Annotated in this window: 24 protein-coding genes; 6 read left to right on the top strand and 18 right to left on the bottom strand. The window is 71.0% G+C overall.

Annotated features, from left to right (window positions below; all coding sequences use genetic code 11):
• The first annotated feature begins 96 nt into the window (after nucleotides 1-96).
• Nucleotides 97-324, top strand: coding sequence for a type II toxin-antitoxin system VapB family antitoxin (locus tag EDF47_RS06095; protein WP_123936950.1), 228 nt, complete (start codon nucleotides 97-99; stop codon nucleotides 322-324).
• Nucleotides 321-725, top strand: a complete 405-nt coding sequence (locus EDF47_RS06090) for a DUF5615 family PIN-like protein (RefSeq protein WP_131877644.1) — start codon at nucleotides 321-323, stop codon at nucleotides 723-725. The genes EDF47_RS06095 and EDF47_RS06090 overlap by 4 nt, the downstream gene beginning before the upstream one ends.
• Before the next feature lie 51 nt (nucleotides 726-776).
• Here the strand turns inward: EDF47_RS06090 and tsaE are convergent, their stop codons facing one another.
• Genes tsaE through glmS form a run of 5 tightly spaced genes read right to left on the bottom strand, consistent with a single transcriptional unit; the run spans nucleotide 777 to nucleotide 5778 of the window.
• Nucleotides 777-1289: a tRNA (adenosine(37)-N6)-threonylcarbamoyltransferase complex ATPase subunit type 1 TsaE gene (gene tsaE / locus EDF47_RS06085; RefSeq protein ID WP_243834016.1), complete on the bottom strand. Its 513-nt coding sequence runs from the start codon at nucleotides 1287-1289 to the stop codon at nucleotides 777-779.
• Entirely contained in the window at nucleotides 1286-2452 is a 1167-nt protein-coding gene (alr, locus tag EDF47_RS06080; RefSeq protein ID WP_166673194.1) for an alanine racemase, read from the bottom strand. Before alr (EDF47_RS06080) ends, tsaE begins: the two co-directional genes overlap by 4 nt.
• The gene (gene alr, locus EDF47_RS06075) at nucleotides 2449-3552 is read right to left on the bottom strand and encodes an alanine racemase (protein WP_131877648.1); all 1104 of its coding nucleotides are present in this window, start codon (nucleotides 3550-3552) and stop codon (nucleotides 2449-2451) included. Before alr (EDF47_RS06075) ends, alr (EDF47_RS06080) begins: the two co-directional genes overlap by 4 nt.
• Nucleotides 3549-3923, bottom strand: a complete 375-nt coding sequence (locus tag EDF47_RS06070; RefSeq protein ID WP_123293157.1) for a holo-ACP synthase — start codon at nucleotides 3921-3923, stop codon at nucleotides 3549-3551. The genes alr (EDF47_RS06075) and EDF47_RS06070 overlap by 4 nt, the downstream gene beginning before the upstream one ends.
• A gap of 7 nt (nucleotides 3924-3930) precedes the next feature.
• A complete protein-coding gene (glmS, locus tag EDF47_RS06065) occupies nucleotides 3931-5778 on the bottom strand; it encodes a glutamine--fructose-6-phosphate transaminase (isomerizing) (RefSeq protein WP_123936953.1) in 1848 nt (615 codons plus the stop codon).
• Between the two features lie 70 nt (nucleotides 5779-5848).
• On the opposite strand from glmS, the gene EDF47_RS06060 reads away from it, so the two are divergent.
• The gene (locus EDF47_RS06060) at nucleotides 5849-6334 is read left to right on the top strand and encodes a glutathione peroxidase (RefSeq protein ID WP_111083439.1); all 486 of its coding nucleotides are present in this window, start codon (nucleotides 5849-5851) and stop codon (nucleotides 6332-6334) included.
• Nucleotides 6335-6361: 27 nt separating this feature from the next.
• The gene (gene coaA / locus EDF47_RS06055) at nucleotides 6362-7306 is read left to right on the top strand and encodes a type I pantothenate kinase (protein ID WP_123293155.1); all 945 of its coding nucleotides are present in this window, start codon (nucleotides 6362-6364) and stop codon (nucleotides 7304-7306) included.
• Nucleotides 7307-7535: 229 nt separating this feature from the next.
• On the opposite strand, the gene glmM is transcribed toward coaA, so the two are convergent.
• The 5 genes from glmM to truA form a co-directional block, all read right to left on the bottom strand.
• Entirely contained in the window at nucleotides 7536-8909 is a 1374-nt protein-coding gene (gene glmM / locus EDF47_RS06050; RefSeq protein ID WP_123936954.1) for a phosphoglucosamine mutase, read from the bottom strand.
• 22 nt (nucleotides 8910-8931) lie between these two features.
• Nucleotides 8932-9417: a 30S ribosomal protein S9 gene (gene rpsI / locus EDF47_RS06045; protein WP_111083442.1), complete on the bottom strand. Its 486-nt coding sequence runs from the start codon at nucleotides 9415-9417 to the stop codon at nucleotides 8932-8934.
• A 37-nt stretch (nucleotides 9418-9454) separates the two neighbouring features.
• Entirely contained in the window at nucleotides 9455-9901 is a 447-nt protein-coding gene (gene rplM, locus EDF47_RS06040) for a 50S ribosomal protein L13 (protein ID WP_071259898.1), read from the bottom strand.
• A gap of 331 nt (nucleotides 9902-10232) precedes the next feature.
• Nucleotides 10233-13355, bottom strand: coding sequence for an ExeM/NucH family extracellular endonuclease (locus tag EDF47_RS06035; RefSeq protein ID WP_208320954.1), 3123 nt, complete (start codon nucleotides 13353-13355; stop codon nucleotides 10233-10235).
• An 81-nt stretch (nucleotides 13356-13436) separates the two neighbouring features.
• The gene (gene truA / locus EDF47_RS06030) at nucleotides 13437-14324 is read right to left on the bottom strand and encodes a tRNA pseudouridine(38-40) synthase TruA (RefSeq protein WP_243692326.1); all 888 of its coding nucleotides are present in this window, start codon (nucleotides 14322-14324) and stop codon (nucleotides 13437-13439) included.
• Nucleotides 14325-14499: 175 nt separating this feature from the next.
• On the opposite strand from truA, the gene EDF47_RS06025 reads away from it, so the two are divergent.
• A complete protein-coding gene (locus tag EDF47_RS06025) occupies nucleotides 14500-15528 on the top strand; it encodes an ATP-binding cassette domain-containing protein (RefSeq protein WP_133937328.1) in 1029 nt (342 codons plus the stop codon).
• On the top strand, nucleotides 15525-16358 hold the full coding sequence (locus EDF47_RS06020) for an ABC transporter permease (RefSeq protein WP_133937330.1): 834 nt from the start codon (nucleotides 15525-15527) through the stop codon (nucleotides 16356-16358). Before EDF47_RS06025 ends, EDF47_RS06020 begins: the two co-directional genes overlap by 4 nt.
• Nucleotides 16359-16368: 10 nt before the next feature.
• On the opposite strand, the gene EDF47_RS06015 is transcribed toward EDF47_RS06020, so the two are convergent.
• The 8 genes from EDF47_RS06015 to infA all read right to left on the bottom strand — a co-directional run bounded on the left by EDF47_RS06015 (nucleotide 16369) and on the right by infA (nucleotide 24089).
• The gene (locus EDF47_RS06015; RefSeq protein ID WP_133937332.1) at nucleotides 16369-19575 is read right to left on the bottom strand and encodes a BTAD domain-containing putative transcriptional regulator; all 3207 of its coding nucleotides are present in this window, start codon (nucleotides 19573-19575) and stop codon (nucleotides 16369-16371) included.
• A 41-nt stretch (nucleotides 19576-19616) separates the two neighbouring features.
• Nucleotides 19617-20735: an FUSC family protein gene (locus EDF47_RS06010; RefSeq protein ID WP_133937334.1), complete on the bottom strand. Its 1119-nt coding sequence runs from the start codon at nucleotides 20733-20735 to the stop codon at nucleotides 19617-19619.
• Between the two features lie 157 nt (nucleotides 20736-20892).
• Nucleotides 20893-21462, bottom strand: a complete 570-nt coding sequence (gene rplQ, locus EDF47_RS06005; RefSeq protein WP_131845954.1) for a 50S ribosomal protein L17 — start codon at nucleotides 21460-21462, stop codon at nucleotides 20893-20895.
• Between the two features lie 63 nt (nucleotides 21463-21525).
• Nucleotides 21526-22521: a DNA-directed RNA polymerase subunit alpha gene (locus EDF47_RS06000; protein WP_071259847.1), complete on the bottom strand. Its 996-nt coding sequence runs from the start codon at nucleotides 22519-22521 to the stop codon at nucleotides 21526-21528.
• Nucleotides 22522-22711: 190 nt separating this feature from the next.
• A complete protein-coding gene (rpsK, locus tag EDF47_RS05995) occupies nucleotides 22712-23110 on the bottom strand; it encodes a 30S ribosomal protein S11 (protein ID WP_017885507.1) in 399 nt (132 codons plus the stop codon).
• Nucleotides 23111-23119: 9 nt separating this feature from the next.
• Nucleotides 23120-23494: a 30S ribosomal protein S13 gene (rpsM, locus tag EDF47_RS05990; protein WP_058728274.1), complete on the bottom strand. Its 375-nt coding sequence runs from the start codon at nucleotides 23492-23494 to the stop codon at nucleotides 23120-23122.
• A gap of 186 nt (nucleotides 23495-23680) precedes the next feature.
• Nucleotides 23681-23797, bottom strand: a complete 117-nt coding sequence (gene rpmJ, locus EDF47_RS05985) for a 50S ribosomal protein L36 (protein ID WP_071276701.1) — start codon at nucleotides 23795-23797, stop codon at nucleotides 23681-23683.
• Nucleotides 23798-23867: 70 nt separating this feature from the next.
• Complete coding sequence (gene infA, locus EDF47_RS05980) at nucleotides 23868-24089, bottom strand: translation initiation factor IF-1 (RefSeq protein WP_017885509.1); 222 nt, start codon at nucleotides 24087-24089, stop codon at nucleotides 23868-23870.
• Nucleotides 24090-24314 lie beyond the last annotated feature (225 nt).

The raw sequence follows: 24314 nt of genomic DNA, 5'->3' as shown, positions 1-24314 counted from the left end.
GCTTCCGGCGGTCGGTGGAACCAGCGGGCCGTCCCATCACTCGCGTTTCTATATAGAGCGATGTATATTCGGACGCAGCCGCGAAGGAGGTCCGCCATGACCGTCACCACCATCGATCTCGATCCCGACGTGCTCAGCCTCGCCAAGGAACTCACCGGCGCGCGCAGCAACCGCGACGTCGTCACCCGAGCACTGCAGACCCTCATCGCGATCCGACGTCAGCCCGCCGCGGTGGAACGGGTCATCGAGCGGCAGTTCACCGACGAGCAGATCGCTGCCAGCACGGTGCACTACACAGCTCCGCACACCCCCGCCGGGCTGTGAGCGCGTACATCGTCGACAACTCGGTGTGGTGGAAGGCCGGGCGGTCCCCCGGGATCGCGGGCCGTCTCCGAGCAATCTCGACGCGCGACCTCATCCTGACCTGCCCACCGCAGGTCCTCGAGTACTGCTTCTCAGCTCGGACTGCGGCCGAGCACGTCGAGTTCCAGGCCGACATGGCGTTGTACCTGTCTGCCGAGGAGCACCCGACCACCGATGACGTGCTCGCGGTGCAAGCGGCGCTCTGGGCGGGCGGGTACGTCCGCGGCGCTGGAGTCACGGACACCCAGATCGCCGCGTACGCGATCGCCAACGACGCCACCGTGCTCGCTGCTGACAAGGACTTCGAGCACATCGCTGCGGTCGTCCCCCGCTTCCGCCACGAGTACGTCCCCGAGGGCTGAACACGCCGCCGCCGTTGCGGTTCGACGTCGTGAGGCCGATGGGCCGCAGGGTCAGAGCGAAACGCCCGCCCAGCGTGGGCCGGTCGCGCTGACGACGACGCGGCGGGGTTCGTCGGGGACGTCGTCGGGGTCGTCGGCCTCGTTGGCGCCCGAGGCGTCGGCACCGGTGGCACGGGTGATCTCGACGTCGAGCACGCTGTCGCTGATGCCGTCGACCATGCCGCGGCCCCACTCGACCACGACGATCGACGCCTCCCAGTCGAGGTCGAGGTCGTCGAACTCGACGGGGTCGGACAGCCGGTACGCGTCGACGTGCACCAGGTCCGGGCCGGCGGTGGTGGGGTGCGTCCGGGCGAGGACGAAGGTCGGGCTCGACACCTGGCCACGCGCGCCGAGGGCGGCACCGAGGCCACGGGTCAGCGTCGTCTTGCCGGCGCCGAGCGGCCCGGTCAGCACGACCAGGTCCCCGGCACGCAGGACCGCGGCCAACCGCGCCCCGAGCTCGCCCATCGCATCGGTGCCGTCGACGGCGGTGTCCAGCAGGACCCGAGCGGCGCCGGTCACGACTGGTCGCCCCGCAGGTACTCCCCGACGCGTCCCTCGATGTCGTGGCCCTCGTAGAACCGTGGCACGCGGGGCCCGATGCGGCAGACGATCTCCTCGCCGATGGTGCCGAGCGCACGGCCCCAGTCGAGGACGGTCATCTCGTCGTGCTCGCCGGTGCCGAACAGGGTCACGGTGTCGCCGGTGCGGACGTCGTCGTCGCCGACGTCGACCAGGAACTGGTCCATGGCCACACGGCCGGCGACCGGGTAGCGCTTGCCGCCGATCGCGACCTCGATGCGGCCCTGCGCCAGACGGGGGACGCCGTCCGCGTACCCGACGGGCACGAGCGCGAGGGTGGTCTCCGAGGCGGTGCGGTACGTGTAGTCGTACGAGACGCCGGTGTCGACGGGCACCCGCTTGGTCTTCGCGACCGACGCCGTCAGGGTCATCACGGGTTCGAGCCCGAGGTCGGCCGCCGAGACACCGTCCGCGCCGGGGATGCCGAACAGGTTGGCGCCCATCCGGACCATGTCCTTGCGGAACTCCTTGCGCTCCAACCCGGCGAGCGAGGCGGCGACGTGCTCCATCGGGAGGTCGAGCCCGAGGTCGTCGGCCTGCTCCACGGCGGCGTCGAAGAGCGCCACGGCGTCGGCGTCGTCCTGGTCCGAGGACTCCGCCAGGTGCGTGTACGCCGCGACGACCTCGATGCGGCCGGCGCGCTGGGCGTCCAGCGCGAGCGACACGAGCGCTGGCCAGGCCGCCGGGGTCGCTCCGTCGCGGTGCAGCCCGGAGTCGAAGCCGAGGTGCACGCGCGCGGGTCGCTGGTCGACGGCGTCGATGACGCGCCGCAGCTCCGGCACGTTCGAGACACCGAGGTCGACGGCGGAGTCGATGGCGTCGCGGAAGTCCAGGGCGGGGTCGTGCTGCCAGGTGAAGAGGTGGACGTCCTCACCGACGCCGATCGACCGCAGACGCAGGGCCGCGGGGACCGTGAGCACCCCGATCCACCGGATGCCGGCGTCCACCGCGGCGAGCGCGATCGGCTCCAGACCGTGGCCGTAGGCGTCGGCCTTCATGATCGCCATGACCGCGACGGGGTCCATCCACTCGCGGACCAGGTCGAGGTTCGCGCGGTAGGCGTCCAGGTCGATCCGTGCCTGGCGCAGGGGTGCGGAGCTCACGTCGTCCTCCGGTGCACGCTGTGGCCGACCCGGGCGACCACCTCGTAGTTGATGGTGCCGATCGCGGCGGCCCAGTCCTCGACCGCGGGGTCGCCGTTCGCCGGGTCACCCCAGAGCACGGCTTCGTCGCCGATGCTGACGTCGGCGTCGCCGATGTCCACGTGCATGGCGTTCATCGCGACCCGGCCGACCACCGGGAACGTGCGGTCGCCGATGCGGACCGAGACCCGGTTGCCGAAGTCGCGGTCGAAGCCGTCGGCGTACCCGAGGCCGATGACAGCGAGGCGGGTGTCGGTCGACGCCCGCCAGGTGTATCCGTAGGACACACCCTCGCCGGCGCGGACGTCGACGGTGCGGAGCACGGCAGCGGTCACACGCATAGCGGGGCGGAGGCCGAGGTCGGCCGACGTGCGGTCGGTGAACGGGCTCAGGCCGTACAGGGCGAGCCCGACGCGGGACAGGTCGCGGCGCGTCTCCGGCACGGCGATGCTCGCGGCGCTCGCGGCGAGGTGCACCAGGTCGGGCACGATGCCGTTGGCGGCGAGGCCGTCGAGTGCGCGCTGCAGTGCGGCGTCCTGGTCGAGGTCGTCCGTGCGCGACGCGTTCGACAGGTGGGACATCAGCCCCTCGACACGGGTGCGGTTGCCACCACGGGCGAGGGCCCCGGCGGTCGCGAAGAGTTCGGTCCACTCGGACTCGACCGCACCGTTGCGGCTCAGGCCGGTGTCGACGCAGATGTGCACGGCGCCGACCTCGGAGTCGGCAGCGGCGGACAACTGCTCGACGCTCGACACCGCCGGGGTGATGCCGTACTGCGCTGCCCGGCGGAAGTCCTCGTCGGGGGCGTGCAACCACGCGAGGATCCGGACGTCCTCGTCGATGCCGCCCTGACGGAGCGCGACGGCCTCGTCGATGTCCGCGACGCCGATCCACTCGGCACCGGCGTCGACGAAGGCCCGTGCGGCGTCGAGCGCGCCGTGGCCGTAGGCGTTGGCCTTGACGACCGCGATGACGCCGGCCGGTGCGACCTGCTCGGCGATCGTCGCGTAGTTCTCGATCAGCGCTTCACGATCGACCGTGATGCCGGTGAACGCACTCACTTCGTTGTTCCCTCCAGGACCACGAACGCGGTCGCGATGCCTCCATCATGCGAGAGCGACAGGTGCACGCTCGTCACGCCACGCGCATCCGCCACCTGTCGCGCCTGTTGGTGCAGCGTCAGCGACGGGTTGCGCTGGTCGTCCGACACGACCTCGAGGTCCTGCCAGCTGAGCCCGGCACTGGAGCCGAACGCCTTGATCAGGGCTTCCTTGGCCGCGAACCGCGCAGCGAGCGACGCGATCGGCCGTTGTTCGCCGTCGCGGACCTGCTCGGCCGGGGTGAACAACCGCGCACGCATCGCCGGCGTGCGCGACAGCACCCGTTCGAACCGCTCCAGGTCCACCACGTCGACCCCGATGCCGATGATCATCGTGCGACTACTCGACGGTGACCGACTTCGCGAGGTTGCGCGGCTGGTCGACGTCGAGGCCCTTGGCCGCGGCGAGCTCCATGCCGAACATGTGCAACGGCGCCACGGCGAGCAGCGGCTCGAACAGCGGGGTCGCGAGCGGGATGCGCAGGACCTCGTCGGCGAAGGGCAGCACGGCGGCGTCGCCCTCTTCCGCGATGGCGATCACGCGAGCGCCACGGGCGCGGATCTCCTGGATGTTCGACACGACCTTCGGGTGCAGCGACCGCGGGTCACGCGGCGACGGCACGATGACGAAGACGATCTGCCCGGGCTCGATGAGCGCGATCGGGCCGTGCTTGAGCTCACCGGCGGCGAAGCCCTCGGCGTGGATGTACGCGAGCTCCTTGAGCTTGAGCGCGCCCTCGAGCGCGATCGGGTAGCCGACGTGGCGACCGAGGAACAGCACGCTGCGGGTGTCCGCCATCCAGCGCGCCAGGTCCTTGATGCCAGCGGCGTCCTCGATGGTCTGCTGCAGCTTCGGGGCCAGGCCCTCGAGCTCGGCGACCTGCTCGGCGATCTGCTCCGCCGTCATGGTGCCGCGAAGGGTGGCCAGGTGCAGCCCCAGGAGGTACAGCGCAACGCCCTGGGCGATGAAGGCCTTCGTCGACGCGACGGCGACCTCGGGCCCGGCGTGCGTGTAGATCACGGCGTCGGACTCGCGCGGGATCGTCGCGCCCTGGGTGTTGCAGATCGACAGCACCTGCGCGCCCTGCTCGCGGGCGTACTTGACGGCCATGAGCGTGTCCATCGTCTCGCCCGACTGGCTGATCGAGACGACGAGCGTGCGGTCGTTCAGCACCGGGTCGCGGTAGCGGAACTCGTGGGCGAGCTCGACCTCGACCGGGATCCGGGCCCACTGCTCGATGGCGTACTTGCCGAGGATGCCGGCGTACGCAGCGGTGCCGCAGGCGATCACGATGACGCGGTCGACCGTGGCCAGACGCTCGGCGATCGGGTCGAGGTCGGTCAGGGTGACGGCACCGTCGTGCACGCGGCCGAGGATCGTCTTGGCGACGGCCTCGGGCTCCTCGCTGATCTCCTTCGCCATGAACGAGGACCAGCCGCCCTTGTCGGCGGCGGAGGCGTCCCAGTTCACCTCGAACTCGCTCGGGGTGGCCGGGGTGCCGTCGAAGTGGATGACGTCGACGCGGTCGGGGCGGATCGTGGCGATCTCGTCCTGACCGATCGCGAGCGCGCGCTGTGTGTAGGCGACGAACGCGGCGACGTCCGAGCCCATGAAGTTCTCGCCGTCGCCCAGGCCCACCACGAGCGGGGAGTTGCGACGGGCGCCGACGACGACGCCGGGCTGGTCGGCGTGCACGACGAGGAGCGTGAACGCCCCGTCCAGTCGCTGCACGGCCTGCTGCATGGCGGCGGTCAGGTCACCGGTCTCGCGGAACGCCCGACCGACCAGGTGCGCGGCGACCTCGGAGTCGGTCTCGCTGCGGAACTCGATGCCCTCGGCCTGCAGCTCGGCGCGCAGCTCGGAGAAGTTCTCGATGATGCCGTTGTGGATGAGGGCGAGCTTGTCGCCGTCGGCCAGGTGCGGGTGGGCGTTGCCGTCCGTCGGGCCGCCGTGGGTCGCCCAGCGGGTGTGCCCGATGCCCGTGGTGCCGTCCGGGATCGGCGACGACTCGAGCTCGTCGACGAGGGCCTGGAGCTTGCCCGCCTTCTTGGCGGAGACGAGGTCCCCCGCAGGGTCGACCACGGCGATGCCCGCCGAGTCGTAGCCGCGGTACTCGAGGCGACGGAGGCCACCGAGGAGGACGTCCTGGCTGCTGTTGCTGCCGACGTAGCCGACGATTCCACACATGGAAGCGATCCTACGGTCTGCCTGAGCGCGGACCCTGCGAAGCAGCAGGGCTGGGGATAACGTTTCGGCCATGGGACGCTTCGACGACATCGCCATCACCACGCTGCACGGCGAGGACACCACGTTCGGCTCGTTCGCGGACAAGGCGGTGCTGGTCGTGAACGTGGCGTCGCGGTGCGGTCTCGCTCCGCAGTACGAGCAGCTCGAGGCCCTCCAGAAGCAGTACGGCCCGCGCGGCTTCACGGTCCTCGGGTTCCCGAGCAACCAGTTCCTGCAGGAGCTCGGCTCGTCCGAGGCCATCGACGAGTACTGCTCCACCACGTGGGGCGTCACCTTCCCGATGTCCGAGAAGGTCAAGGTGAACGGCAAGAGCGCGCACCCGCTCTACCAGGCGCTCAAGGAGACCCCGGACGCCGACGGCAAGGCCGGACGGGTCAGCTGGAACTTCGAGAAGTTCCTCGTCGCCCCCGACGGCACCGTCTCGCGCTTCCGTCCGACCACGAAGCCGGACGCCCCCGAGGTGATCGCGGCCATCGAGGCCGCCCTGCCCGCCTGACGGTCACCCGTCTGTACGCTCGTCCCCATGCCGATCCCGGAGACCGCCGTCGCGCACCCGACCCCGTTCGTGGAGATCCCGCGGCACGAGTGGTCGCAGCTCGCACCCAAGGAGCACCTGTCGCTCACCGAGACCGAGATCGTGCAGCTGCGCGGGCTCGGCGACCGGTTGGACATGCAGGAGGTGCAGGAGGTCTACCTCCCACTGTCACGGCTGCTGACGCTCTACGCCGCCGGTGCACGGAACCTGCACGCCGAGACGAGCCGGTTCCTCGGTGACCGCGCCGGACGCACGCCGTTCGTCATCGGCGTCGCGGGCTCCGTCGCCGTCGGCAAGTCGACCGTCGCCCGACTGCTCCGCGAGCTGACGAAGCGCTGGCCGGACACCCCACGCGTCGAGCTGGTGACCACCGACGGCTTCCTGTACCCGAACGCCGAGCTCGAGCGTCGCGGGATCATGGACCGGAAGGGCTTCCCGGAGTCCTACGACCGCCGCTCCCTGCTGCGATTCGTCAGCCAGGTGAAGAGCGGCGCGACCGAGGTCCGGGCGCCGTACTACTCGCACCTGGTCTACGACATCGTGCCGGACGCCGAGATCGTCGTCCGCCAGCCGGACATCCTCATCGTCGAGGGCCTGAACGTGCTCGCCCCGCCGGTGCACGGGCGGCTCGCGCTGTCCGACCTGTTCGACTTCACGATCTACGTCGACGCCAAGACCAAGGACATCGAGGCCTGGTACGTCGACCGGTTCCTGGCCCTGCAGGAAGAGGCGTTCTCGAGCCCGGACTCCTTCTTCCACCGGTTCGCCTCGCTGTCGCGCGACGACGCGGTCCGGACGGCGACCGAGGTCTGGCGGGCGATCAACGAGCCGAACCTGCTCGAGAACGTCCTGCCGACCCGGTCCCGCGCGACCCTGGTGCTGAAGAAGGCTGCCGACCACAAGGTGAACTCGGTCCTGCTCCGCAAGATCTAGCGCGGGCGCGCGCGGGTGCGCGCGGGCTTGCACCCCGGTATGGGCGTCGCGCCCCCAAGAGTCGGGGCGCAACGACCGCAGCGGGGCGCGCGACGCAAGCGGGGCGCGACGCGGCCGCGTGCTCGCCCGATTGCGCCCCCGTACGGTCGTCGCGCCCCGAAGAGTCGGGGCGCAACGACCGCAGCGGGGCGCGAACGCGGCGCCCGCGCAGCGCGAAGTCGCGCCCGCCCTACGCGGCGTCGAGCGCCAGGCGCTCCTGCACGACGGCGGCGAGCTCCTCGGCGATGCGCTGGGCATCGTCCTGCGAGGCGGCCTCGACCATCACGCGCACGACCGGCTCGGTGCCCGACGGACGGAGCAGGACGCGACCGGTGTCACCGAGCGCTGCTGAAGCCGCGGCGACCGCGTCCTGCACGCCCTGGTCGGCGAGACCGTGCCGGTCGACGCCGCGGACGTTGAGCAGCACCTGCGGGAACACCGTCATGCACGAGGCGAGCTCCTGCAGCGACTTCCCGGTGCGCGCCATCTCGGCGACCAGGTGCAGCCCGGTCAGGATGCCGTCACCCGTGGTGGCGTACTCGTTGAAGATGATGTGGCCGGACTGCTCGCCACCGATGGAGTAGTCGCCCTCGTTCATCTTCTCGAGCACGTAGCGGTCGCCGACGCCGGCCTCGATCACGGTGATGCCCGCGTCGGCCATGGCGCGCTTGAGCCCGAGGTTGGACATGACCGTCGCGACGAGGGTGTCGTCCTTCAGCCGGCCGCGCTCCTGCAACGACAGCGCCAGGATCGCCATGATCTGGTCACCGTCGATGGCGTTGCCCGCGGCGTCCACCGCCAGGCAGCGGTCGGCGTCGCCGTCGTGCGCGATGCCGATGTCCGCGCCGGCAGCCAGGACGGCGCGGGACAGGTTGTCGATGTGGGTCGAGCCGACGCCGTCGTTGATGTTCCAGCCGTCGGGCTCGGCGCCGATGAGCGTCACGCGGGCCCCGGCGTTCACGAACACCTCGGGCGAGACGCCGGCGGCAGCACCGTTGGCGCAGTCGAGCACGACGTGGATGCCGTCGAGCCGGTGCGGCAGCGTGCCGAGCAGGTGGACGACGTAGCGGTCCTCGGCGTCGGCGAACCGGGTGATCCGACCGACGTCGATGCCGGTGGGGGTCGGCGCGGAGTGGTCGTGCATGGCCGCTTCGATGCGGTCCTCGACCTCGTCCGGCAGCTTGCGACCACCCGTGGCGAAGAACTTGATCCCGTTGTCCGGGGCAGGGTTGTGCGACGCGGAGATCATCACGCCGAAGTCGGCGTCGATGTCCGCGACGAGGAACGCCGCAGCGGGAGTGGGGATGACTCCGGCGTCGAGCACGTCGACGCCGGCGGAAGCGAGCCCGGCCGCGACGGCGGCACCGAGGAACTCGCCGGAGACGCGCGGGTCACGCGCGAGGACCGCGCGCGGGCGCGGGCGACCTGACGCCCGGCGGGCGTCGGCATGGTGTCCGTGTGTGAGAACGGCCGCGCTCGCCTGGGCAAGACCCAGTGCGAGCGCGGCCGTCAGCTCGCCGTTGGCGAGACCACGAACCCCGTCGGTACCGAACAGACGCGGCATTGCGATCTTCAGCCGGTGACGACTAGCGCTTCGAGAACTGCGAAGCCTTGCGGGCCTTCTTGAGACCGGCCTTCTTGCGCTCGATGACGCGGGCGTCACGGGTGAGGAAGCCGGCCTTCTTGAGGGTCGCGCGGTTGTTCTCGCGGTCGATCTCGTTCAGCGTGCGGGCGATGGCGAGGCGGAGTGCGCCGGCCTGACCCGAGGGGCCGCCACCGGTGATGCGGGCGACGACGTCGTACGAGCCGAGGAGCTCGAGGACCTTGAACGGGTCGTTGATGAGCTGCTGGTGCAGCTTGTTCGGGAAGTAGTCCTCGAGCGAGCGACCGTTCACGACGAACGTGCCGGAGCCCGGAACGAGGCGAACGCGCGCGATGGCCTCCTTGCGGCGCCCGACGGCACCGCCGGAGACGTTGAGGATCTGACGGGGAGCAGCCTCGGCAGCGGCGGGTGCGCTCTCCGTGGTGAAGCTCTCCGGGGTCTGGTCGAGGGAATCAGCGATCTGAGCCATGAGTTTCTCTATGTCCTTGAAGTCGTCGTGGCCGGAACTACTGTGCGACCTGGTCGAAGATGTACGCCTTGGGCTGCTGCGCGGAGTGCGGGTGCTCCGCGCCGGCGTAGACCTTCAGCTTCTTGAGCTGCTCGCGACCGAGGGTGTTCTTCGGCAGCATGCCGCGGATCGCCTTCTCGACGGCGCGGGTGGGGTGCTTCTCGAGCATCTCCGGGTAGGAGGTCGCCGTCAGGCCGCCCGGGTACCCGGAGTGGCGGTAGTAGACCTTCTTCGCGAGCTTCGAACCGGTCAGGGCGACCTTGTCGGCGTTCACGATGATGACGTAGTCACCCATGTCCATGTGCTGGGCGAAGGTGGCCTTGTGCTTGCCGCGCAGGAGCGCCGCGGCGTGGGTGGCGAGACGGCCGAGGACGACGTCGGTCGCGTCGATGACGATCCAGTCGTGCTGGACGTCTGCCGGCTTCGGTGAGAACGTGCGAGTCACAGGAGTGCTGCTTTCGTGTCGAGGTGAGGAGTCCGTGAATCCCACTCCGGTCGGGGTTCCCCACGGCAGAAGCCGGCGGAACGCCCGGATGGAGGGCTCATCTGACTGTCCGGCGCGCGTGGCGCACAGACCAAGGTGAGAGCTTAGCCGACGCGGGTCGCGTCGGTCAAACGCAGCCACTGCCGGACGGGAGGCCCGTGGCGGCCTGGCCACGGGCCTCCCGTCCGTCCGTGGGTCGCGCCCACCCCCGCATGGTGAGCAGCAATGGTCGGGTCGCGCACGGCGAACCCGACCATTCCTGCTCACGAAGTGCTCAGGTGGGGCGTGGGGACTACTCCGCGGCGGCCGCGGTCCTCCGGCGGCGGACGATCAGGACGCCCGCACCCGCGGCGAGCAGCAGGAACGCGATGAGCGCACCGACACCGAGGCCCTCGGCACCCGTGAACGCGAGCTGCCCGTCAGCGGTGATCGTGATCGGGGTCCAGCCGATCAGGCTCCCGTCCGCGGCCGTCACCGCGAGGCGGTGTGCACCAGCGGGGGTGTCCGACGGGATCGTGACGCGCACCGTGCCGTCAGCGCCGACCGTCACGGTGCCGAGCAGCGTCGGGGTCGAGTACAGCCACACGTTCACGACGTCACCCGCATACTGCGTACCGACGGTCACCGTGATGGTCTCCCCCGCACGAGCCGACGACGGCGCCGAGACGCTCCCGCGGTTCGCGTCGGTCAGACCGGTCTCCGACGGGGCCACCGGCGGCACCGCTCCCGGAGCCGGCGGGGTCGGAGCAGGGGTCGGCTTCGACGTGGGCGTCGGGGTCGGGGTCGGGGTCGAGCCGCCGTCACCCGGCGTCGGGGTCGGGGTCGGCACCGGGGTCGGGTCGGTCCCGGGGTCCGTGCCCGGGTCGGTGCCTGCAGCATCGAGGTCGAAGCCGACCAGGATCGGGTCGTGGTCGCTCGCGCGGAACACGTCGTCGGTGTACAGGTCCGACGCGTTGTAGTTGTAGCGGCTGTACTCCAGACCCACCGACTCGACCGAGTTGATGTTCCAGATGTCCACGCCCGTGACCGTCTCGGTGGCGGCCGGGGATGCGAACACGTGGTCGAGCGACCCACTCAGGCCGGAGAACACGTACGAGTACTCGGTGGCGTCGAGCGCCGGGCCGAGGTCGGTGTAGCCGGCGTCGTCGAGGACGACCACCGGGTCCTCCTTGCTGTAGGCGTTGAAGTCGCCGAGCATGAACACCTTGTCGGTGCCGTACTGCGCCTGCATGTCGGTGGAGAAGGTCACGAGGGCCTTGGCCTGCCGCACCCGGTCGGCGTTCGAGGCGCCCTGGCCGTCACCCTGGTCGGCGTTCTCGCCGGTGCCGGAGCCCTTCGACTTGAAGTGGTTCGCGATCACCAGGAAGTCGTCGTCCGCGGTGCCGCCGACGGGGCGGAACGCGTCCGCGACGGGCTGCCGGGCGTTCGTGAAGGCGTCGTCGAGCAGGATCGTCGACGCACCGACGGGTTCGACGCGGTCCTGCTTGTAGATGAGCGCGAGGCGGATGACGTCCTCGCTCGCCGGGACGGTCGCGGGCGACTTCGCGTAGGCCCAGGTGTCCTCGCCGGTGGCGGCGTTCAGGGCGTCGACGAGCGTGGCGACCGCGGCGTCGCGGTCCTGGCCGAAGCGCGCCGAGTTCTCGATCTCCTCGAGCGAGACGACGTCGGCACCGAGGCCGTTGATCGCCTTGACGATCTTGACCTGCTGGCGCAGGAAGTCCTCTTCCTCAGCAGCACCGCGGGCGTCACAGCCGGAGTTCACCGTGACGGGGTCGCCCGCGCGGTCGGTGTAGTACGAGCACCCGGTGAGCTGGTCGCCCGTGGTCGGGAAGTAGTTCAGCACGTTGAACCCGGCGAGCTTGAGGTCGCCGCCGACGTCCTGCGGCTTCGCCTGCCGCACGTTCGAGAACGACGCGGGCAGGTCCGCCGCCGGGGTCGCACCGGTGATCGGCGCGGTCGGCTGGAACTTCCACCCGCTGTTGCGGTAGTCGAGGACGACCGGACCCTCGAACGTGGCGGTCGCACCGACGGTGACCGGGCCCTGGGTGAGCCAGGACACCGGGATGCCCTGGTTGGCCTTCGTCAGGAAGTTGGTGCTGGCACCGTCGTCGAGCGTGACCTTGCGCGCGGCGTTGGACGCCGCGGCAGCCGTCGCCTCGGCGCTGCCGGGGCGACCGACCTCGGTCGGCTGGACGAGCCGGCCGGCGCCGCTGGCGAGCACGACCTCGCCGTACTGGTTCGTCGTGTAGTTGTCGGCGACGGTGTAGGAGCCCTGCGGGGCGATGAGCATGCTCTCGAGCGACTCGCGCTGCGCGTCCGACGACGGGAACGCGACCGCGGCGGGCTGCGGGGCGGCGACGGCGTCGCTGAGCTTTTCGAGCGAGGATGCCCCCGACACCGTCAGCTCGGTCAGGCCGAAGTACTCGGAGACCGCACCGGTGACCCGCACGTGGTCGCCCTCGGCCACCAACCCGGCGGTCGCGGACGAGAAGACGAAGACGGCGTCGGACGCGGTGTGGGTGCCGAAGTCGATCGCGCCGCCGGTCCCCGGGGTCTGGATCGTGTAGCCGTTGAAGCCGCCGGACGCGTAGACCGCGGTCACGACGCCGTCGGTGGTGACGGTCTTGCCGGCGTAGGGCGAGGTGTCCGTGGTGCCCTGCAGCTGCGCGATGGTCACGGCCTCGGCAGGGGCGCCGGGGTCCGTCGGCTCCGTCGGGTCCGTCGGGTCGGTGGGCTCCGTCGGGTCGGTCGGCGCAGCCGTCTCACCCGCGGCGTTCCGCGGGGTCAGGGTCGTCGTCACCGAGAAGTCCGCGCCGTTGTCGTCGGTGTCCGCGGTGCCCTGGCGGACCAGGCCGTTCGGCACGGCGTTCGCACCCTCGACGGTGCGCACGGTGCCCTCGTACGTGTTCGAGGCGCCGTAGCCGAGCAGGTCGACGACGCCCGCGGTGCCGGTCGCCACGGGACCCGCGGCGAGGGCCACCGGTGTGGCGGCGTTCGACAGCACGATCGTGCCCGTGGTGCCGGAGGGGTTCAGCGACGCGGTGTCGTCCGCCGTCGGCAGGTCCGCACCGACCGCGGTGGCCCCACCGTTGCCGGCCATCGACACCAGGAACGTGCCCTCGGCCGGCACCGTCCCCTCGAGCGCGCTCGTCGAGAAGGCGCCGGTGCTCGTCGCCGAGCGGTACTGCAGCGACCAGCCGTCGAGCGACACCGGGGCGTCGGTCGGGTTGCCGATCTCGATGAACTTCTGGTTGTAGAAGGCGCCGTTGCTGCCGGCCTTCAGGTAGGCCTCCTCGATGACGAGGCCACTCCCCTCGGGGTTCGCGGTCGCTGCGGTGACGGTGACGAGCGGGGCCGCGAGGAGTGTCGCGGCAGCCGTGGCGCACAGCAGAGTGCGCCCGAGGGAGTTGGGCATGCCCGCACGCTACCGACCTGCGGAGTCCCTCAGGTTGCGTCGAGGTAAATGATTGCGTTCGGCAACATCAGGGCCGGGCGTTCACTCCCGTCGCGCCCGCGTCTGCTCCGCCCGCCCCGCGAGCTCCGCGTCGGCCGGGTACCCCACCTCGGTCAGCGTCAGCCCCTTCGCCGGAGCGGTCTTGAACGCGCTCGTCCGCGTCTCGGCGACGCGGAGCTCCTCGAGTCGTTCCGGCCCGAACCGTCCCTCGCCGACGGCGATGGTCGCCCCCACCATCGCGCGCACCATGGAGTGGCAGAACGCATCGGCCTGGAGGCGCGCCACCAGCACGCCGTCCGGCTCGCGGTCCCAGCGGAACTCCTGCAACGTCCGGATGGTCGTCGCGCCCTCGCGCGGCTTGCAGAACGTCGCGAAGTCGTGCAGCCCCAACAGCGTCAGCGCACCGCGCTCCATCGCTGCCGGGTCGAGGCTCGCACCGTGCCAGACCGTGTGCCCGCGCCGACGTGGATCGCGCGGGGCGTCGGCGTCCGCGATCCGGTACTCGTACCGTCGCCAGAGCGGCGAGAACCGTGCGTCGAACCCGTCGGGTGCGACCGACGCCCGGGTGACGACGACGTCGCCCTCTGGTGCCGCGATGCCGTTCACGCGTTTGACGAGCCCGTCCAGCGGCGAGCGCCCCGTGCCGCGCTTGGCGCTGAGCGCGTCCCACTGCTCGGCGGAGAGGTCGAGGTGGGCGACCTGGCCGGTGGCGTGCACGCCGGCGTCGGTGCGTCCGGCGACGGTGAGCAGTGGCGGCTCGCCCCACCGGGTGAAGACGGTGGCGAGGGCGGCCTCGAGCGCGCCCTGCACCGTCCGCAGCCCGGGCTGCCGGGCCCACCCGGAGAACGCGGCCCCGTCGTACGCGATGTCCAGCCGCAGCCGGATCCCGGCAGCCTCGCCGCCGCCCTGCGGGCCCGCCGTCTCGTCCACGCGACCACCGTACCGGGGCTGCACCGCGCCTCCCGGCAGTCGGCGGACACCCGTCTGCACAACCGAAGGCCGCTGCGCCGCTGACGCGCGCTGTCCACCGGTGTCAGCGTCACGTCAGTGCCGCGTGAGCGCCCCGCGGCACCATCGTCCTCGACATCGACGAAAGGACATTTCGATGACCACGACACCGCTCGCGGTGGAGGCCTCCGGCCTCGTGAAGACCTTCGGGACGAACCGCGCAGTGGACGGTGTCGACCTCCGTGTGGAGGCCGGCACGGTCTACGGCGTGCTCGGTCCCAACGGCGCCGGCAAGACCACCACCATCTCCATGCTCGCGACCCTGCTCAAGGCGGACGGCGGCGAGGCCCGGATCTTCGGGCACGACGTCCGGCGCGAGGCGCAGACGGTCCGCACCCTGATCGGGGTGACGGGGCAGTACGCCAGTGTCGACGAGACGCTCAGCGCGACCGAGAACCTGGTGATCTTCGCGCGCCTGCTCGGGCTGTCCCGCGCCGACGCGAAGCGGAAAGCCGTCGAGCTGCTCGAACGCTTCGGGCTGACCGAGGCCGCGTCACGCCCGCTCAAGGGCTTCTCCGGTGGCATGCGTCGCCGGCTCGACCTGGCTGCGAGCCTCATCGCGCAGCCGCCGCTGATCTTCCTCGACGAGCCGACGACGGGGCTCGACCCCCGCACCCGTGCGCAGATGTGGGACACCAACCGCGAGCTCGTGGCGACGGGTTCGACGGTGCTGCTGACGACGCAGTACCTGGACGAGGCGGACCAGCTCGCCGACCGCATCGCGGTCATCGACCACGGCAAGGTCGTCGCCGAGGGCACGAGCGACGAGCTGAAGGCCTCGATCGGCAGTTCGTCGCTGCAGCTCCGCCTGACCGATGCGCTCCGGCTCGACGCCGCGCGCACGATTGTCCGGAACACCCTCGGTGTCGACGCGGTGGCCAGCCCCGAGGGCTCGCGTCTCACCGCACCGATGTCGGACCCCGACCGCGTGACGGACCTGCTGGTGTCGTTCCGCGAGGCCGGCATCACCCTCGCCGAGATGAGCGTGCAGAAGCCCACCCTCGACGAGGTCTTCCTGACGATCACCGGCGCACCGGCGACCACCGAAGACGACGGCACCGACGACGACGGCACCGACGACGACAACGACAGCACCGACCGCGAACTCGCAGGGAGCATCGCATGACCACCATCACCAGCACCACGGGCACCGCTGCGCCCCGGATCACCCCGCGCCCCGGCGTCGGTGCGACCGGCCTCGGCGCCACCGTCCGGCAGTCGCTCACGATGGCGTACCGCGGCCTGATCAAGGTCCGGCGCACCCCGGAGCAGCTGTTCGACGTCACCCTGATGCCGATCATCTTCACCGTGATGTTCACGTACATCTTCGGTGGTGCGATCGCGGGTGACGTCGCGAGCTACCTGCCGATCATCATCCCCGGCATCCTGGTCCAGACGAACATCACGTCGTCGATCGTCACGGGCGTGCAACTGCGCGAGGACATGGACAAGGGCGTCTTCGACCGCTTCAAGTCCCTGCCCATCGCCCGGATCGCCCCGCTCGCGGGTGCGCTGCTCGCCGACACCGTCCGGTACGCGATCGCCACGACGATCACCTTCACGGTCGGCATCATCATGGGTCTGCGTCCCGCCGGCGGGTTCGGTGCGGTCGTCCTGGCCGGGTTGCTGGTCATCGTCGTCGCGTGGGCGATCAGCTGGATCTTCGCCTACTTCGGCGTCGTCGCGCGGACGGCGTCGAGCGTCTCCGGCATCTCCAACATGGTGCTGTTCCCGCTGACGTTCCTGTCGAACGCGTTCGTGCCGGCGGACACCCTGCCGGACTGGCTGCGCTGGTTCTCCGAGGTGAACCCGATCTCGCACCTCATCACGGCGGTCCGTGAGCTCGTGAACCACGGCACGGTGGGCGTCGACCTCTGGATCAGCCTGCTCGGCGCAGCGGTCGTGGTCGCGGTGTTCGCGCCGCTGACGGTCCGCGCGTACATGCGGAAGGCCTGACGGGCGCCGGTCAGCGCACGCGGAACCGCAGCTCCTCGAGCAGGAGCCGCGCCTGCGAGACGGCCTCGGTCCGGTTCGATCCGGCCGAGGCCGTCTCGGCGTCCGCCAGCACCGCGTCGCCGAGGGCGTCGGCCAGCACCGACCGTATCCGTGGGTGCGCGAGCACGCCGAAGTCCTGCCGCGAACCGAGTCGGGTCGCCAGCCCCCAGCAGCGAGCGGCGTGCTCCGGCTGTCCGTCACGGGCGGCGGCGAGCGCCAGGCCGAGCAGGGCGGTCCCGATCACGGGCAGGTCAAGCCACCACGGGTGGACGCGCAGCATCACGAGCGCACCGACGCGCAGGCGTCTCGCGACCGCCAGGTCGTCGACCGGGAGGCCCGGCGCGGCTCCGCCGGACCGGTGCACCGCCGCCTCGTCCCGCGCCGCGATCCGCGCCGAGCCCGCCATGAGCGTCCAGTGCGGCGTCTGCTTCCGCAGGGGCAGCACGGAGTCCCAGGCGCGGGCGTACTCCGCCGCGGCGTCGTCGAGGGCTCCTTCCCAGCGCGAGCACTCCGCACCGATGGCCATCGCGAGCACGCCGATCTGCACGCGGTCCTCGTCGAACCCGCCGCGGGCCTCGACCGGACGGTGCTGCAGGTCGTCGGCGACCTGCCGGGCACGGACGACGTCGCCGGTGCTCGCGGCGCAGAGGCCGACGGTCCAGCCGATCTCGTACAGGTCGTCGTCGGCCCCGAACCGTTCGAGTTGCTCGCGGGCGACCTCGGCGGACCGCAGTGCGTCGGCGTGCCGGCCGGTCTGCGCCAGGAGCTGGGTCATGGTGACGGCGATCGACCCGGTGGTCCAGGCGTCGTCGCTCGACCGCGAGAGCGTCTCAGCGCGGGTCGCGTACCGCAGGGCGACGGCGGACTCCCCGTCGTTCTCGGCGAGCGGCGCGCTGAGCATGTTCGCCAGGCAGGCGACCCCGGGCTCCGGGTCGTCGCGGTAGCGGGCGAGCAGGGCGTACCCGTCGGCCGGTCGCCCCAGGGTGAGGAGCAGCGCTGCCTGGGCGTCGAGCACCGCGAACCCGGTGGTGCCGTCGCGCATCACGCGGCGCAGGGTCGACACGGCCAGGGCTGCGGTGCGCTTGTCGCTGAACGCGGAGGACCCGCCGGTGACGACGAGTCCGAGCACGGTCGCGGCACGGTCCTCGGTCGCCGGTCCGGTACGGCGCAGGACCGGGACGACCTCGGGGCCGAGTGCGACGACCTCACCGTGGGCACCGCGCAGCGACCAGTAGCCGCCGAGGGCCGCGAACAGGTGCGCGACCGCCGCGGTGTCGTCGGCCGCCAGGCTCCAGCGGAGCAGCGTGACGAGGTTGTCGGATTCGCGGGCGACCTCGCGGAACCGCTCGAGCTGGGCGGAACCCGTGATGGTGAGGAGGTTGCGCTCGGCCGCGAACCCACGGCCCCAGCCGATCATGGCCGCTCGGACGGCCTCGGTGGCGCCGCGGTCCCCCAGCCGGGCGGCACCGAACTCCCGCACGGTCTCGAGCAGCCGGTACCGCACGGGCTCGCCCTCGTGCTCGACGAGCTGCACGAGCGACTGCTCCACGAGCTCGGCGAGGTCGTCGAGCGCGTCGGCCCGGCGGTCCGGGGCGGCGACGGCCTCGACGGCGTCGACCGCGAGTCCGTCCGGGAAGAGCGCCAGCCGGGTCAACAGGTCCTGGGCCCCGTCGTCGAGCAGGCGCCAGCTCCACTCGATCACGGCGAGCAGGGTGCGGTGCCGCTCCGGGGCGCTCCGGTCGCCGCCGCGCAGCAGCGCGAACCGGTCGTCCAGCCGGCGCTCGATCTCGTCGGCGCTCATCCCCCGGATGCGTGCGGCCGCGAGCTCGATGGCCAGCGGTGACCCGTCGAGCCGCGTGCAGATCCGGCGCACCGCGTCCACCGGCAGCACGGCTCCGGGTCGTGCGGCCCGCGCCCGCTCGGTGAACAGCCGGACGGCTGCCCCGTCGGCCTCGACGGGCAGGGGCGCGAGGGGAGCCACGACCTCGCCGGCGATGGCGAGCGGCGCGCGTGACGTCGTCAGGATCCGCAGCTCGGGCACGGTCGCGAGCAGGTCCGCGGCGAAGGCGGCGACCTCGGCAACCAGGTGTTCGCAGTTGTCCAGGACGAGCACGGTCTGCCCGTCGGCGAGCGCCCGCACGACCCGGGTGCGCAGGTCGGCCGCGACGGCGTCCCGGAGCGACCTGGTGGAACGGAACTCGGCGATCCCGAGCAGCGCGCCGAGGGCCGGCACGATGTCGTCAGCCGTGGCGAGCGGCGCGAGCTCGAACACGACGACGCCCTGTGTCGGCGGCAGGCCGGCGGCGACCGCCTGCGCGAGGCGGGTCTTCCCCAGCCCACCCGCACCGAGGATCGTGACGAGCCGTCCGGCGGACAGCAGGTCCGAGACGGCGGCGAGGTCGGCCTCCCTCCCGACCAAGGTGTTCGGCGCAGCACGCAGGCCGACGCGGCGGACGCTGCCCGTGGCGGGGCCGGACCGACGCAGCAACTCGGCGTTGAGGCGGACCAGATCGGCCGAGGGGTCGGCGCCGAGTTCGTCGGCGAGCCGGTCACGGTGCGCCGCGAAGGCGGCGATGGCCTCGCTCGTGCGGCCGGCCGCGGCGAGGGCACGCATCGAACCGGCGACCGCGACCTCGTCGTAGGGGTTGGCGACGGCCTCTGCCGCCCAGAGTGCGGCTGCCTCGTCGGCGTCGCCCTCGTCGAGCAGTGCACCGCCGAGCGCACGCCGGAGTGTCCGCCGGAGCACTGCCGCACGGTCCGCGAGCGCCGCGCCCAGGTCCCCGTCGACGTCCGCGCCCGGGTCACCACGCCAGAGGTCGAGGGCCGCACGGACCGCTGCCGGCTCCGCCTCGCCCACCGCACGCTCGGCACGGGCGAGGTCGACGTCCTCGGGGTCGCCGCCCAACGCGTACCCGGTGCTCGTCGACACCACGAGGCCGTCCGCCACGCTCCGGCGCAGTCGGGACACGAGCGTCTGCAGCGCTGCACGGGCACCCCGCGGCTGCACGTCCGGCCAGAGGTCGTCGATCAGGGACTCGGTGGTCAGGGCGTGGCCGCGCGCGAGCACCAGCGCCGTCACGAACGACCGAGCGAGCGCACCGGGCACCGGCGACTGCCGGCCGTCCGCACCCGTCACCGTGACCGGTCCGAGGACGGCGATGCGGGGCGGGACGGTCACGGTGCGAGTCTACGGAGCGCCGGTGTCACGGGGTCCTCGCGTCAGCCGCGCGGACGGTGGAACGCTGACGGCCCCGTGCGGGTGTCGAGGTTGTCCGTCGCACGGCGCTCGGACTCCACGATGCCGCGGAGCGCCACGAGCGCGGACGCCGTCACCGCGACGTGCGAGGGGTTCTCGCGTGAGGCGTCGAGCGCCTGCTCGAGTCGCTCGATCGCCTTGTCGCCTTCGTCCTCGGGGCACTCCCCGCGGATCATGCACGCGAGCTGGCGGAGCGCCTCCGTGAGGGGCTCGGTGAACGCGGGGTCGGGACGCCCGATGTTCGCGGACACCGGACCCGACCGGGCGACGAGCTCGGTGAGGTCCGTCGTGTACCAGGCGACCCGTTCGAGCGCGCGGAAGCGTGCTCCGTCCTGCTGGAGCCGAGCCCGTGACCCGCGGAGCGCCCCGCGGGGGTTGATCTTCCGGCTCTCGTGCGCAACGGACACCCGCGCGCGCACGTCGGCGATCGCACGGTCGAGCTTGTCCTGCTGCCGGTTCCAGGCGTCCTCGTCGCGTTTGCCGGTCTCCAGCACGCGCGCGAGCCCCTCGAGGTGCTCGGCCAACACGGCGTTCACCTCGTCGATCCGACGTTCGGCGTCCCAGAAGTGCAGCGGTGGGAACACCAGGAAGTTCACGAGCAGGCCGACGACGACGCCGACGCCCATCTGCACCAGGTACCCGAACGAGTAGCCTTCGGCGTTCGCCCCGCCGACGAGCAGCACGAACAACGCCGCCGTCGAGACCCAGGTGCTGCCCTCGCCGAGCACCCGGAACCCGCCGACGAGCACGCCGATGCCGACCGCCAGGGCCACGGCGAGGATCCCCGGGTCGCCCACGATCATCGTGAAGCCCGCGACGGCGATGCCGAGCAGGATGCCGACGAGCGTCTGGATGCCGTTGCGCAGCCCCGCGTAGACCGTCGTCTGCATCGCGACGATCGCCCCGAGCGGTGCGTAGTACGGGTAGTCGGACGCGACCCCGGGCACGTGCCTGGCGATGAGCCAGGCCAGTGCCGCGGCGCCGGCGGCCTTGGCTGCGTGCAGCAGTCGCGGCTGTGTGCCGGACGTGCGGCTCCACCGCCACGCGCGGCGACCGACGCCCGCGATGTGTTGGAACTCCATGTGGTGACTCTCCCTGTCGGGCGGACACGCTACGGGGCGCCCACTGGGAAGGCGACGGTCCTGCGTTCTCCGGACGTCGGGGAGCAGGGGTAGCGCTCCCGAACGCGACGAAGCCCCCGCGACCTGGGTCGCGGGGGCTTCGTGGTGACGCGGGGTCCTACTTGGTGTCGTCGCTCTTCTCGGCGGCGTCGGCCTCGACCTCGGCGGCAGCCTCGGTCTCGGTCTCCGACTCGACCGGCGCGGACTCCTCGGTGGTCTCGGTCTCCTCGACCGGGGCCTCCTCGGTGGTCTCGTCGGCAGCCGGCTCCTCGACCGGAGCGGCGGCGGCCGGAGCCGCGGTGCGCTTCACCGGGGCGGGCGTGCCCGACACCGGCTCGAGGACGAGCTCGATCGACGCCAGCGGGGCGTTGTCGCCCTTGCGGAAGCCGAGCTTCGTGATGCGGGTGTAACCGCCCTGACGGTCCTCGACCTGCGGGGCGATCTCCGTGAACAGCGTGTGCACGACGGACTTGTCGCGCAGGGTCGCGATGACCCGACGACGAGCGTGCAGGTCGCCGCGCTTCGCGAACGTGATGAGCCGCTCGGCGACCGGACGGAGGCGCTTGGCCTTCGTCTCGGTGGTCGTGATGCGGCCGTGCGTGAAGAGGGCGTTGGCGAGGTTGCTCAGGAGCAGGCGCTCGTGAGCGGGACCGCCACCGAGGCGGGGGCCCTTGGTGGGCTTCGGCATGTCAGTTCTCCAGTGGTGAAAGTGGTGCGCGCGGTGTCAGCGCGCTTGCGCGTGAGCGCGAGATCAGTTGTTGGACTCGTCCTCGTCGTACCCGCTGTAGAAGTGGGCGCCGTCGAATCCGGGGACGGTGTCCTTGAGGGACAGGCCGAGCTCGGTGAGCTTGTCCTTGACCTCGTCCACCGACTTCTGACCGAAGTTGCGGATGTTCATGAGCTGCGTCTCCGACAGGGCGACGAGCTCGGACACCGTGTTGATGCCCTCGCGCTTCAGGCAGTTGTAGCTGCGGACCGACAGGTCGAGGTCCTCGATCGGGGTCTGCAGCTCGTTCGACAGGACAGCGTCGACCGGCGCGGGGCCGATCTCGATGCCCTCTGCGGCCGTGTTGAGCTCGCGAGCGAGCCCGAACAGCTCGACCAGCGTGCGACCGGCCGACGCGATGGCGTCGCGCGGCGTGATCGCCGGCTTCGACTCGACGTCGACGACCAGGCGGTCGAAGTCCGTGCGCTCACCGGCACGCGTCGCCTCGACGCGGTAGGTGACCTTGAGGACCGGCGAGTAGATCGAGTCGATCGGGATCTGACCGGCCTCGGAGAACTCGGAACGGTTCTGCGTGGCCGAGACGTAGCCGCGGCCGCGCTCGATGGTGAGCTCGAGCTCGAACCGCGCGGTGTCGTTCAGGGTCGCGATGACGAGTTCCGGGTTGTGGATCTCGACGCCGGCCGGAGCGGAGATGTCCGCTGCGGTGACCTGACCGGCACCCTGCTTGCGCAGGTACGCGGTGATCGGCTCGTCGTGCTCGCTGGAGACGACGAGGCTCTTGATGTTGAGGATGATCTCGGTGACGTCTTCCTTCACACCGGGAACGGTGCTGAATTCGTGGAGGACACCGTCGATGCGGATGCTGGTGACAGCCGCGCCGGGGATCGAGGAGAGGAGCGTGCGGCGCAGCGAGTTGCCGAGGGTGTAACCGAAGCCCGGCTCGAGCGGCTCGATGACGAAGCGCGAGCGGTGCTCGGAGATCGACTCCTCGGTCAGGGTGGGGCGCTGTGCAATGAGCACTGTGGGATTCCTTTCGGCGAAGTGTCCGCTATATGACACTTGGCGGTACGACGGGGCCGCGTGGGCCCCGACGGGTCTGTTGAGTTGTGATCACGCGCACCGATGTGCGCGATCGAACGACCAGGAATGGCCGCGGGCCCTGCCCGACCCCGTCAGGGGACGAGCAGGGCGCGGCCGGTTGCTCCTCGCGTCAGACGCGACGACGCTTCGGCGGGCGGCAACCGTTGTGCGCCTGCGGAGTGACGTCGTTGATCGAACCGACCTCGAGGCCAGCGGCCTGGAGCGAACGGATCGCGGTCTCGCGGCCCGAACCCGGACCCTTCACGAAGACGTCGACCTTCTTGACGCCGTGCTCCTGCGCCTGACGCGCAGCGGACTCGGCGGCGAGCTGCGCCGCGAACGGCGTCGACTTGCGCGAACCCTTGAAGCCCACGGCACCCGAGGACGCCCAGCTGAGGACGGCACCCGACGGGTCGGTGATGCTGACGATCGTGTTGTTGAACGTGCTCTTGATGTGGGCCTGGCCCACTGCGACGTTCTTCTTCTCCTTGCGGCGCGGCTTGCGCGCGGCAGTCTTGGGGGTAGCCATCGGGGTCTCCTATCGAGCCTTCTTCTTGCCTGCCACGGTGCGCTTCGGTCCCTTGCGGGTACGCGCGTTGGTCTTGGTGCGCTGACCGCGCACCGGGAGACCACGACGGTGGCGAAGACCCTCGTAGCTACCGATCTCGACCTTGCGACGGATGTCGGCTGCCACCTCGCGGCGGAGGTCACCCTCCACCTTGAAGTTGCCCTCGATGAAGTCACGGAGGGCGACGAGCTGGTCGTCGGTCAGGTCCTTGACGCGGATGTCACCGGAGATACCGGTCTCGGCGAGTGCCTGGACCGCGCGGGTACGGCCGACGCCGTAGATGTACGTGAGTGCGATCTCCACGCGCTTCTCGCGCGGGATGTCGACGCCTGCTAGACGTGCCATGTGATGGCTGCTCCTGTTGTCGATGGAGGTGTGGAGCAGTACCGGTGCCCGGGCCTCCGACCCGAGGTGTCCCCCGGTCGTCGTGCGACCGGGTTCTGGTACTGCGTTGTCGATCTTCAGTTGTGGGTCGTGCTCGAGCAGCCTGCTGTCCGAGGGACAGCGTCGGCGCCGGTCACGCGCCGGGGACTAGCCCTGGCGCTGCTTGTGACGCGGGTTGCTCTTGCAGATCACCATGACGCGGCCCTTGCGGCGAATCACTCGGCAGTGCTCGCACATGGGCTTGACGCTGGGGTTGACCTTCATTGTTCTTTCCTCGTGCTCGCTGGCTTCGTGCGCGGCAGGATTGCCGAGCCGTTCCTTTCCAGCTCGCGGATCACTTGTAGCGGTAGACGATCCGGCCGCGGGTCAGGTCGTACGGGCTCAGCTCCACGATCACGCGGTCCTCGGGGAGGATGCGGATGTAGTGCTGGCGCATCTTCCCGGAGATGTGCGCGAGGACCTTGTGTCCGTTCGTCAGCTCAACGCGGAACATCGCGTTGGGCAGAGCTTCGAGCACCGAGCCTTCGATCTCGATGACGCCGTCTTTCTTGGCCATAGCCTCACTGTCGCTTGGTTGTGGAACAGGTGTGATCCCCGAACCGGTCTGCGGGTCGGTCGCCACACCCGAGAGGGCATGACACACCAAAGATCGATCTTATGTGGTAAACCCGCAATTGCCAAGTGCAGGCGCGGCACGCCCCCTCACCTGGGGCTTCCGCTGGCACACCTGAGTGTTCCACAGTGGTTTGACGGCGTGCTCCGGGCCGGAGCTTGTGCCCGG

The organism is Curtobacterium sp. PhB190, from assembly GCF_004365385.1.
Lineage (GTDB): Bacteria > Actinomycetota > Actinomycetes > Actinomycetales > Microbacteriaceae > Curtobacterium.
This window is presented reverse-complemented; position numbering and strand designations above follow the sequence as displayed.